Genomic DNA, 11,613 nt, shown 5'->3' with positions numbered 1-11,613 from the left:
TCGCCGACCGAGTGACCGGCCACGTAGTCGGGCCGGATGCCCCAGGACTCCAGGAGCCGGAACAGCGCCACCTCGACCGCGAAGAGGGCAGGCTGGGTGCACCCGGTCTGGTTGAGCTGCTCCGCGTCGGCGTCGAGCGTGACATCGAGGTGGGCACGGACCTCGTCGTGGGCCGCGGCGAAGGCCGGGAAGGCGTCGTAGAGTTCGCGTCCCATGCCGGCCCGCTGCGAGCCCTGGCCGGAGAACAGGAAACCGGTCTTGTCCCCGAGGCGGCCCGTACTCTGGACCACGGCCGCGGACGGGGTGCCCGACGCCAGTGCCCGTACGCCTTCGGTGAGTTCCTCCAGGCTCTCGCCGACGACGGCCGCCCGCCGGTCCCAGGCGGCTCGCGTCGTGGCGAGGGAGAAGCCGATGTCGGCCGGCGACCGGCCGGGGCCGCTCTCCAGGAAGGCGAGCAGGCGCTCGGCCTGGGCCCGCAGCGCCACGTCGCTCTTGGCCGAGAGCACCCACGGCAGCGCGCCCGCGGGGGCCTCGATGGTCTCCTCGTCGAGGGCAGGGGCCTGCTCGATGATCGTGTGGGCGTTGGTGCCGCTGACGCCGAAGGAGGAGACGGCGGCACGGCGGGGGTGGTCCGACTCGGGCCACTGGACGGCCTCGGTCAGCAGCCTGACGCCGCCGGCCGTCCAGTCGACCTGGGTGGTCGGCTCGTCGACGTGCAGCGTCTGCGGCAGCACGCCGTTGCGGATGGCCATCACCATCTTGATCACACCGGCGACACCGGAAGCCGCCTGCGTGTGACCGATGTTGGACTTGATGGACCCCAGCCACAGCGGCTGGTCACCCGAGTGCTCCTGTCCGTACGTGGCGAGCAGCGCGTCGGTCTCGATCGGGTCGCCGAGGGTGGTGGCCGTGCCGTGCGCCTCCACCGCATCGACCTGGGAGGCGGTCAGCCGCGCGTTCTCCAGCGCCTGCTGGATCACGCGCACCTGCGACGGGCCGTTCGGGGCGGTCAGGCCGTTGGACGCGCCGTCCTGGTTCACGGCGCTGCCGCGGATGACGGCGAGCACGTCGTGGCCGAGCCGGCGGGCGTCGGACAGCCGCTCCAGCAGGAGCACGCCGACGCCTTCGGCCATGCCCGTGCCGTCGGCGGTCGAGGAGAACGCGCGGCAGCGGCCGTCGGGCGACAGGCCGCGCTGCGCGCTGAACGCGATGAACGTGTTCGGCGTGGCCATCACGGTCACGCCGCCGGCGAGGGCGAGCGAGCACTCGCCGCGGCGCAGCGCCTGGGTGGCCAGGTGGAGCGCCACCAGCGAGGACGAGCAAGCCGTGTCGACGGTGACGGCCGGGCCTTCGAGGCCGAGGGCGTACGAGATGCGGCCGGAGACCACGGCCGCGGTGTTCGCGGTGACGAGGTGGGCCTCGATGTCGCTGTCGCCCTGCCGCTGGAGGTAGGCGTGGTCCTGGCCGTTGGTACCGACGAACACTCCGGCCCGGGTGCCCCGCGCGGTGGCGGGGTCGATGCCCGCGCGTTCGAAGGCCTCCCAGGAGGTCTGCAGGAGCAGCCGCTGCTGAGGGTCCATGACCAGGGCCTCGCGGGGGGAGATCCCGAAGAACGCGGGGTCGAAGTCGGCGGCGTCGTGGAGGAAGCCGCCCTCGCGCACGTACGTCCGGCCCGTCCGCTCGGGGTCGGGGTCGTAGATCGCGTCCAGGTCCCAGCCGCGGTCGGCGGGGAACTCGGTCACGGCGTCGCCGCCCGAGGAGACCAGGTGCCACAGGTCCTCGGGCGAGCCGACGCCGCCCGGGTAGCGGCAGGCCATCCCGACGATGGCGATGGGCTCGGTGTCCTTCGCCTCCAGCTCACCCAGCTGCCTGCGGGTGTGGCGCAGGTCCACCATCACGCGCTTGAGGTAATCCCTGAGCTTGTCGTCGTTCGACATGTTTTACGTCCTCGATAGCAGTGCGTGAGAAGAGTCAGGCAGACCCGAGCTCTTGGTCGATGAGGTCGAACATCTCGTCGTCGGTGGCGGCGTCGATCCGGTCGAGGTCGAAGTCGCGGTCGGTGCCGGGGCCGGCGTCGGCGGTGTTCGCCGCGGTGTCCTGCTGGGTGTCGGTCCACTTCCAGAGCAGCGCCTTGAGCCGGGCGGTGACCTTGTCCCGTACCGCGTCCTGCGGGTCGAGCGCGGCGAGCTGGGCTTCCAGCCGGTCCAGTTCGTCGAGCACCGGCGAGGTTTCGGCGCCGAGGTCGAGGACCAGGTCCTTGTGCAGGAGCCGGGCGATTGCGACCGGGTTGGGGTGGTCGAAGACGAGGGTGGGCTTGAGCCGGAGCCCGGTCGCGGCCTTGAGCCGGTTGCGGAGCTCCACGCTGGTCAGGGAGTCGAAGCCGATATCCCGGAAGGCCGTGGTGGGCTCGATCCGGTCCGCAGTGGCGTGGCCCAGGGCCGCGGCCGCCTGCTTGCGGACCAGGTCCAGCAGCACCTTCTCCCGGTCTGCCTCTGGCATCCCGGCGAGGCGCCGGGCCAGGGCGGGGGTGCTGGCGGCCGCGGCCTCCTCGGCCGTGCCGCCGGTGTCGCCGACGAGGCCGCGGAAGACCGCGGGCAGCATGCCGGCGCGGGCCATGGAGCGCAGCCCCGCGACGTCCAGCCGGACCGGCACGATCACCGGCCGGTCAACGGTGAGGGCGGCGTCGAACAGTGCCAGCCCCTCCGCGGAGGTGAACGGCACGACCCCGGCCTGGCCCATCCGGTTGCGATCGGCGTCGGTGATCCGGTCGCCCATGCCGCCGTTGTCCGTCCACAGGCCCCACGCCAGCGAGGTACCGGGCAGGCCCGCGGCCCGGCGCTGCCGCGCCAGCCCGTCCAGGAAGGCGTTGGCCGCCGCGTAGCTCGCCGCGCCGGCGCTGCCCAGGACTCCGGCGAGGGAGGAGAAGAGCACGAACGCGGAGAGGTCCAGGTCCTTGGTCAGCTCGTGCAGGTGCAGCGCCCCGTCGGCCTTCGGCCGCAGCACGGTGTCCAGGCGCTCCGGGGTCAGTGCGGTGATCACGCCGTCGTCCAGAGCGGCCGCCGCGTGCACCACGGCCACGAGCGGTTGCTCGGCCGGGACCGAGGCCAGGAGCTCCGCGAGGGCGTCCCGGTCCGCGATGTCGCAGGCGGCCACGTCGACGTGCGCGCCAAGCTCGGACAGGGCGGCGACGACTTCGCCGATGCCTTCGGCGGCGGGGCCGCGGCGGCTGACCAGGAGCAGCCTCCGTGCGCCGCGTTCGGCGACGAGGTGCCGCGCGAACGACAGTCCGAGGCCACCGGTCGCGCCGGTGAGCAGCACGGTCCCTTCGGGGTCCCACGCGTGATCGGTGGGCTCCTCGGACGGGGCGATCCGGGCGAGGCGCGGTACGAACAGCTTGCCGCCGCGCACTGCGGCCTGCGGCTCGTCGAGGGCGGCGAGCGCCGCCACCAGCGCGGGGTCAACACCCCCGTCCGCGACGGAGTCGTCCGCGTCGATGAGCAGGAGCCGGTCCGGGTGCTCGGACTGGGCCGACTTCACCAGGCCGACCACCGCGACGTGTGCGAGGTCCGGCGCCGCTCCGTCCAGGTCGACGGCTCCGCGCGTCATCACCACGAGCCGCGCATCGGAGAACTGCTCGTCGGCGACCCACTTCTGGACGGCCGACAGCACACCGGCCAGTAACTCGCGTGTCGCCGAGGCGGCACCGCCCTCGCTCGGGGCGCAGGGCAGGAGCACGTGGGCGGGCGGGGCCGCACCGTCGTCGACCGCCTTACGGAGCGCGTCGATGTCGGCGTAGCGGCCGTCGCCGCCAAGGACCGCCCACTCGGCCTCGGGAGCGGAAGCAGCCGGGGCGGTGTGCTCGACCCAGTCGACCTCGAACATCCAGTCCTGGTGCGCCACGCGCGATGCCAGCACCTGCTGTGGAGACACCGTCTGCGTCCGCAGGGACGCCACCGAGGCGACGGGAGCACCGTCGGCGTCGGCCAGTTCGATCGCCACCGCGTCGCCGTCGGCAGCGGGCCGGACCCGTAGGCGCACGGTCCCTGCTCCCGGGGCGTGCACGGACGTGCCGCTCCAGGCGTAGGGCATGAGCACCTGGCCGGGATCGCCGGCACGGTCGAGCGCCAGGGTGTCCAGGACGGCGTCCAGCAGTACGGGGTGAAGGCCGTAGCGGTCCGCCCGGTCCCGCTCCGCGAGAGGCAGCGCGGCCTCGGCGTACAGCTCGTCCCCGGCGCGCCAGGCGGCGCGCAGGCTCGGATGGTCCTCGACGTCCACCGGCTCGGCGCCCGCCGGCGGCCAGATCACCATGTCGAACTCCGCCGCCGGAGCACTGCGGGTGAGTTCTCCGGTGACGTGGCAGACCCACGGCTCGTCGGCGCCGCCGGCGGCGGCCCGGCTGAAGACCCGCACCGACCGCCGGTCGGTGTCGTCGCCCGCGCCGACCTGCACCTGGATGCGGACGGCGCCCTGTTCTGCCAGGACCAGCGGGGCGTCCACGTCCAGCTGTTCCAGATGCGGGAACCCGGCCTGCCGGCCCGCGCCCAGTGCGAGCTCCACGAACGCAGCGACCGGGAGCACCGGCACCCCGCCGACCGTGTGTTCCGCGATCCAGGGCGTGTCGGCCAGGGACAGACGGCCGGTGAACAGCACGTCCTGTCCCCCGGCAGTCTCCACCACCGCGCCGAGCAGGGGGTGACCGGAGGAGTCCAGGCCCGCCGAGGAGACGTCGAGCGCGGCCGTGCCTTCGAGCCAGTAGCGCTCGCGCTGGAAGGCATAGGTGGGCAGGCCGACGCGGCCAGCTGCGGGGAACAGCGCCTGCCAGTCCGGGGAGACGCCGTGGGTGTGCAGCCGGCCGACAGCGAGAGTGATCGCCTGCGGTTCGGGGCGGTCGGTGCGCAGGGCAGGGACGGTGACGACGTCGCCGTCGAGGCAGCCCTGGGCGAGCGCGCTGAGGACGCCGCCGGGGCCGATCTCGACGAAGGTCGTCACACCCAGGTCGTGCAGGGTCTGCACACCGTCGGCAAAGCGGACGGCCTCGCGAACGTGGCGGACCCAATACTCGGGGGTGTATGCCTCGGACACGCCGCCCGTGAGGTTGGAGACCACCGGAATCTGCGGCTCGCTGAAGGACAGAGCGCGTACGACGTCGGCGAAGTCCTCCAGCATCGGGTCCATCAGCGGCGAGTGGAAGGCGTGACTGACCTTCAGCCGCGACGTCTTACGACCCTGCTGCGTGAAGACCTCGGCGATCTCCAGCACGGCATCCTCGGCACCGGAAATCACCACGGACTGAGGCCCGTTGATCGCCGCGATACCCACGTGCTCGGTCAGGTGCGGCAGCACCTCGTCCTCGGAGGCCTGGACCGCCACCATCGCGCCACCGGCCGGCAGCGCCTGCATCAACGCAGCACGCGCCAACACCAACTTCGCCGCGTCATCGAGCGACAGCACGCCCGCCACATGAGCGGCTGCAATCTCGCCCACGGAGTGACCGGCCACGTAGTCGGGCCGGATGCCCCAGGATTCCAGGAGCCGGAACAGCGCCACCTCGACCGCGAACAACGCGGGCTGGGTGCACCCGGTCTGGTGAAGCGTTTCAGCATCGACATCGACCGGCGCATCCAGCCGCGCACACACCTCGTCATAAGCCGCAGCAAACGCGGGGTACGCCTCGTACAGCTCGCGCCCCATCCCCAGCCGCTGCGAACCCTGACCCGAGAACAAGAACCCGACCTTGCCCCGGGCGGCATCGGCGCGCCCCGTCACCACGTGTGCCGCGGGCTTGCCTGCTGCGAGTGCGGTCAGCCCTGCGCGCAACTCGTCGGCGTCGGCACCGACCACCGCAGCCCGGTGCTCCAGTGCCGACCGGGTGGCCGCCAGCGAGAACCCCACGTCGGCCGGCGACGCGGCCGCGAGGTCCACGGACGACAGCAGCCGCTGCGCCTGCTCCCGCAGCGCCTCCCCGGTCTTTCCGGAGAGCACCCACGGGACCACCGAGGTCCGCGGCCGAAGCGGCTCGTCGACCGCCGCACCTTCACCCCCGGCCGTGTCGTCGGCCGGTTCCTCCGCCGCCGGTTCGGTCGCCTGCTCAAGGATGACGTGCGCGTTGGTGCCGCTGATCCCGAACGAGGAGATCCCGGCCCGGCGCGGGTGGTCCGACTCCGGCCACACGACCGCCTCGGTCAGCAGCTCGACCGAGCCGGCCGACCAGTCGACCTGCGGGGTCGGCCGGTCGACGTGCAGCGTCTGCGGCAGCACTCCGTGCTGCATCGCCAGCACCATCTTGATCACGCCGGCGACACCCGCCGCAGCCTGCGTGTGGCCGATGTTCGACTTCAGCGAGCCGAGCAGGAGCGGCCGTTCGCGGTCCTGTCCGTAGGTCGCCAGCAGCGCCTGCGCCTCGATCGGGTCGCCGAGGTTCGTGCCCGTGCCATGTGCTTCGACGGCGTCGATCTCCTCGGCGGACAGCCCACCGCTGGCCAGCGCCTCGAGGATCACGCGCTGCTGCGAAGGACCGTTCGGCGCGGTCAGGCCGTTGGACGCGCCGTCCTGGTTCACCGCGCTGCCCCGGACGACAGCGAGCACCTGGTGGCCGAGCCGGCGGGCGTCCCGCAGGCTCTCGACCAGCAGCAGGCCGGCGCCTTCGGACCATGACGCGCCGTCCGCGGCCGCCGCGAAGGACTTGCAGCGGCCGTCGGGGGCGAGGCCGCGCTGGCGGCTGAACTCGACGAACGCGCTCGGGCCCGCCATGACCGTCACACCGCCGGCGAGCGCCATGGAGCACTCGCCGTTGCGCAGTGCCTGCACGGCGAGGTGCAGGGCGACGAGCGAGGACGAGCAGGCGGTGTCGATGGTGACCGCGGGGCCCTCGAAGCCGAAGGTGTAGGCGATGCGCCCGGAGGCGACGCTGCCGGAGTTGCCGGTGCTGAGCAGCCCTTCGACGCCGTCGGGGAGGACGCCGGGCGTGAAGCCGTAGTCGTGGTACATCAGGCCGGCAAAGACGCCGGTGCGACTGCCCTTGAGGGGGGCGAGGTCGATGCCCGCGTGCTCGAAGACTTCCCATGCGGTCTCCAGCAGCAGCCGCTGCTGAGGGTCCATCGCCAGGGCCTCGCGCGGGCTGATCCCGAAGAAGTCCGCGTCGAAGTCCGCCGCGTCGTGGAGGAATCCGCCTTGCCGGGTGTAGACCTTGCCCGGCTGCTCGGGGTCGGGGTCGTAGAGCGAGTCGACGTCCCAGCCGCGGTCCTCGGGAAACTGCGAGATCGCGTCGCCGCCCTCGGCCAGCAGCCGCCACAGCGCCTCGGGGGAGCCGATGCCGCCGGGGAACCGGCAGCTCATGCCCACGATGGCGATCGGCTCCTGGTCCCGGGCCTCCAGTTCGCGCACGCGCCGCCGGGCCTGGCGCAGGTCGGTGGTGGCCCGCTTGAGGTAGTCCCGGAGCTTGTCTTCGTTCATCATCGGTGTTGCCCGCCCCTTTTCGGCCTGCGCAGTTCAGGAGATGCCGAGTTCGTCGTCGAGGAGCTCGTACAGCTCCTCGTCGCTCGCCGAGCTGAGGTCGTCCTCGTCCTCGGCTCCGCCGGCGCCTCCCGGATCGGCCGGCTCGTTCCCGTTCCAGCGGGCGAGCAGCGCCTGGAGACGCATGTTGATCTTGGTTCGGGTGATGTTGTCGACGCTGTCCGCTCCGGCGCCTTCGAGGGCGGCGGCGAGGCGGTCGATCCCGTCGAACACCGACACCGTCCCGCCCGTGCCGCCGGGGAGGTCCTTCAGCACCCGCTGAGCGAGCACCGTCGGCGTCGGGTAGTCGAAGACCAGCGTTGCGGGCAGTCGCAGCCCGGTGGCCTTGTTCATCCGGTTGCGGAGCTCCACTGCGGTCAGCGAGTCGAAGCCCAGGTCGCCGAAGGCCTGGTCGGGCTGGACGGACTTGGCCGAGCTGTGCCCGAGGACGGCGGCGACCTCGGACCGGACCAGGTCCAGCACCACCTCTTCGCGCTCGCTCTCCGGCAGGTCCGCGACCCGCTGCGCCAGCGGTACGGCGGCTGCCCGGTCCGTACGCCGCGGCCGGCCGCCGACCAGCGTCCTGAGCAGCGGCGGCACCGGGGCGGCCGCGTTCCGCAGGGCGGCGATGTCCAGCCGTGCCGCCACCACGAAGGGCTCCTCCAGCGCGAGCGCGGCGTCGAGGAGTTCCAGGCCGTCCTGATCGGACAGCGGCACGACGCCGCCGCGGGCGAGCCGGGTCCGGTCCGCTCCGCCGAGGTCCTCGGTCATGGTGCCGGTCCGCTGCCACAGGCCCCACGGCAGCGACACCGCGGGGAGCCCCTGCGCATGGCGGCGCCCGGCGAAGGCGTCCAGGAAGGCGTTGGCGGCTGCGTAGTTCGCCTGGCCGGGGGTGCCGAGCGTGCCCGCGAGCGAGGAGAAGACGACGAACGCCGACACCTCGCCCGTCAGCTCGTGCAGGTTCAGCACGGCGTCGACCTTGGGGCGCAGCACCGCGTCCAGGCGCTCCGGGGTGAGCGAACCGATCACGCCGTCGTCGAGGACACCGGCCGTGTGGACCACGGCCGTCACCGGCGTCCCGGCGAGTGCCCCAGCGAGGGCGTCGCGGTCGGCCACGTCGCAGGCGGCCCAGTGCACTTCGGCGCCCGAGGCGGTGAGCTCCGCCTGGAGCTCCGCCGCGCCCTCGGCATCCGCGCCGCGCCGGCTCATCAGCAGCAGGCTGCGCACGCCGTGCTCGGCGACCAGGTGCCGGGCAACGAGTCCGCCCAGGGCGCCGGACGCGCCGGTCAGGAGCACCGTTCCGGTTCCGAAGTCCGGGGCGCCCTGCGGGGCGTCGGCGGCGGCCCTGGCGAGCCGGGGCAGCAGGAGCGTGTCGCCGCGCAGCGCCGCCTGCGGCTCCTCGGAGGCGACGAGCCGGGGTACGGCCGTCGCCACGGTGTGCTGCCAGTCGGTGTTCTTGTCGGTGTCGAGGAGGACGATGCGGTCCGGGTTCTCGGACTGCGCCGACCGCACCAGGCCCCACACGGCGGCCTGTGCAGGATCGGCCTGTGCCGGGTCGTCACCGGCGGCGACCGCGCCCCGGGTCACCAGCACCAGGCGGGCGGCCCGGTCCTCGCCCAGCCACGCCTGCACCAGCCCGAGCACCTCGGCCAGGACTTCCCGGACCCGCTCGGCGTCGGTGCCCGACCCGGCCGGGCAGGGCACGACGACGGCGTCGACGTCCGCCTCCGCCCCGGTCTCCGTCTCCGGGGCGCAGAGGAGGGAGGCGATGTCGTCGTAGACGCGTAAGGCCGGGCCGTTCGCCTCAGACAGCGCAGCGAGCGGCGCCCACTCAACGGTGAACAGGGAGTCCCGGGAGCGCGTACGGAGCTGGTCGGCCGACACCGCGCGCAGCGTCAGCGATTCCACCGAGACGACGGGCCGACCCGTGCCGTCGGCGACCTCCAGCCGTACCGCGTCGCCGCCGGCCTGCGAGAGCCGTACCCGCAGGGCGGCCGCTCCGGTTCCGTGGACCGTGACGCGGGACCACGTGAAGGGCAGCAGGGGCCCGTCGGCTGCCGGTACGAGCCCGCCCGCCCCCAGAGCATGCAGGGCGGAGTCGAGCAGGGCCGGGTGCACACCGAACGCGTCCGCGTCGGCGTGTGCTTCGTCGGGGACGGCCAGTTCGGCGTAGACCGCGTCGTTGCCGCGCCAGGCGGCGCGCAGCCCCTGGAAGAGCGGGCCGTAGCTCAGGCCGAGGTCCGCCAGCCGGTCGTAGAAGCCGTCCAGGTCCACCGGCTGCGCGTCGGCCGGTGGCCAGCTGCTCAGGTCGGTGCCGGAAGGGGCCCCGCCGGTGGCGAGGGCGCCGGTGGCGTTGCGGATCCAGGGGCCTTCCCCGGCGCGCGAGTGCACGCTCAGCGGGCGGCGGCCGGAGTCGTCCTGGGCGCCCACGAGGACCTGGATCTGAACGCCGCCGTGCTCGGGCAGCAGCAGCGGTGCCTGCAGAGTGAGCTCCTCGACCACGTCGCAGCCGGTCTCGGCCGCGGCGTGGGCGGCCAGCTCGACGAAGGCCGTGCCGGGCAGCAGCACCGTGCCCAGCACCGCGTGGTCGGCCAGCCAGGGCTGGGCCTTCAGCGACAGCAGACCGGTCAGCAGGTGACCGCCGGCGTCGGGCAGTTCCACCGCCGCGCCCAGGAACGGGTGGTCGGCGGAGTCCAGTCCGGCCGCCCGTACGTCGCCGCCCGGCGCGCCCGCTTCCAGCCAGTAGCGCTCGTGCTGGAACGCGTAGGTCGGGAGGTCGACGCGGCGGGCACCGGGCAGGACGGCGTTCCAGTCGATGGCGACGCCGTGCACGTGGGCCTGTGCCAGCGACAGCAGCAGCCGGTGCCGGCCGCCGTCGCCACGGCGCAGCGTCGGGATGACCACGGCCTCGGCCTCGGCGGCCTCGATGGCGTCCTGGATGCCCGCCAGCTGCACAGGGTGCGGGCTGACTTCGACGAACACGTCGTGCCCGTCGGCCAGGGCGAACCGGATCGCGTCGTAGAACCGCACGGTCTGCCGCATGTTGCGGTACCAGTAGCCGGAGCCGAGCTCGCCCGCGTCCAACCGCCCGCCCGTCACCGTGGAGTAGAAGGGCACGGCGCCGGGGAGGGGGCTGATGCCGGCGAATCCCTCGCCGGCCTGCGTTTCGACCTGCTTGATCTGCGGCGAGTGCGCGGCGTAGTCGACGGCGACCTTGCGGGCCTGGATGCCCTCCTTCTCGCAGTGCGCGAGCAGTTCGTCCAAGGCGTCGGTGTCTCCGGAGACCACGACGGTTCCGGGCCCGTTAACGGCGCCGATGCCGAGGCGGCCGGCCCACCGGCCGATCAGTTCCTGTGCTTCCTCGTCCGGGAGCGTCACCGAGGCCATGCCGCCGCGACCCTGGAGTTCGCGCACCGCGAGGCTGCGCTGCGCCACGATGCGCGCCGCGTCCTCCAGGGAGATCGCTCCGGCGATCACCGCCGCGGAGACCTCGCCCTGGGAGTGTCCGACGACCGCGTCGGGGGTCACCCCGAAGGAACGCCATACCTCGGCCAGCGCGACCGTCATCGCCCACAGCACAGGCTGCAGGACGTCGACCCGATCCTGCTCCACATCGGACGCCCCGCGCAGCACAGCGGTCAGCGACCAGTCCACGTGCGGCGCGAGGGCGCGCTCGCAGGCGTCGATCCGGTCACGGAAGACCGGCGAGGTCTCCAGCAGGTCGGCGGCCATGCCCACCCACTGCGCCCCCTGCCCGGGGAAGACGAAGACGGTCTTGCCGCCGGCGCGTGCGGTGCCCGTCACCACGCCGGGCAGCGTGGAGCCGTCCGCGACGGCGGCCAGCCCCTGACGGAGCTCCTCAAGGGTGTCCGCGACCACCACGGCGCGCTGTTCGAAGGCCGCCCTGGTCGTGGCCAGCGAGTAAGCCGCATCGGCCGCCGGGACCGCGGTGTCGCCGTCGCTGTCCTCCAGGAAGGACGCGAGGCGGGTGGCTTGCGCCCGCAGTGCTGCTTCGGTCCTGCCGGAGAGCACCCACGGCACGACTGCGCCGGAGTCGGGCGTGGGCGGCAGCGCCGCCGAAGCGGGTGCCTGCTCGATGATGGTGTGGGCGTTGGTGCCGCT

At 73.3% G+C, this 11,613-nt stretch carries 3 protein-coding genes; all 3 read right to left on the bottom strand.

Features of this window, described 5'->3' with window-relative positions; translation table 11 throughout:
* The coding region (locus ABZ208_RS38040) for a type I polyketide synthase (protein ID WP_356914029.1) at positions 1-1,937 on the bottom strand (1,937 nt) is incomplete at its 3' end.
* 34 nt (positions 1,938-1,971) lie between these two features.
* Positions 1,972-7,452, bottom strand: a complete 5,481-nt coding sequence (locus tag ABZ208_RS38035) for an SDR family NAD(P)-dependent oxidoreductase (protein ID WP_356914030.1) — start codon at positions 7,450-7,452, stop codon at positions 1,972-1,974.
* 36 nt (positions 7,453-7,488) lie between these two features.
* On the bottom strand, positions 7,489-11,613 hold a 4,125-nt coding region (locus ABZ208_RS38030), incomplete at its 5' end, for a type I polyketide synthase (protein ID WP_356914028.1).

The organism is Streptomyces sp. NPDC006208 (assembly GCF_040613775.1).
In the GTDB taxonomy this organism is placed as follows: domain Bacteria; phylum Actinomycetota; class Actinomycetes; order Streptomycetales; family Streptomycetaceae; genus Streptomyces.
The sequence above is the reverse complement of the archived record's forward strand: the minus strand, read 5'-3'. Positions and strand labels throughout refer to the sequence as shown.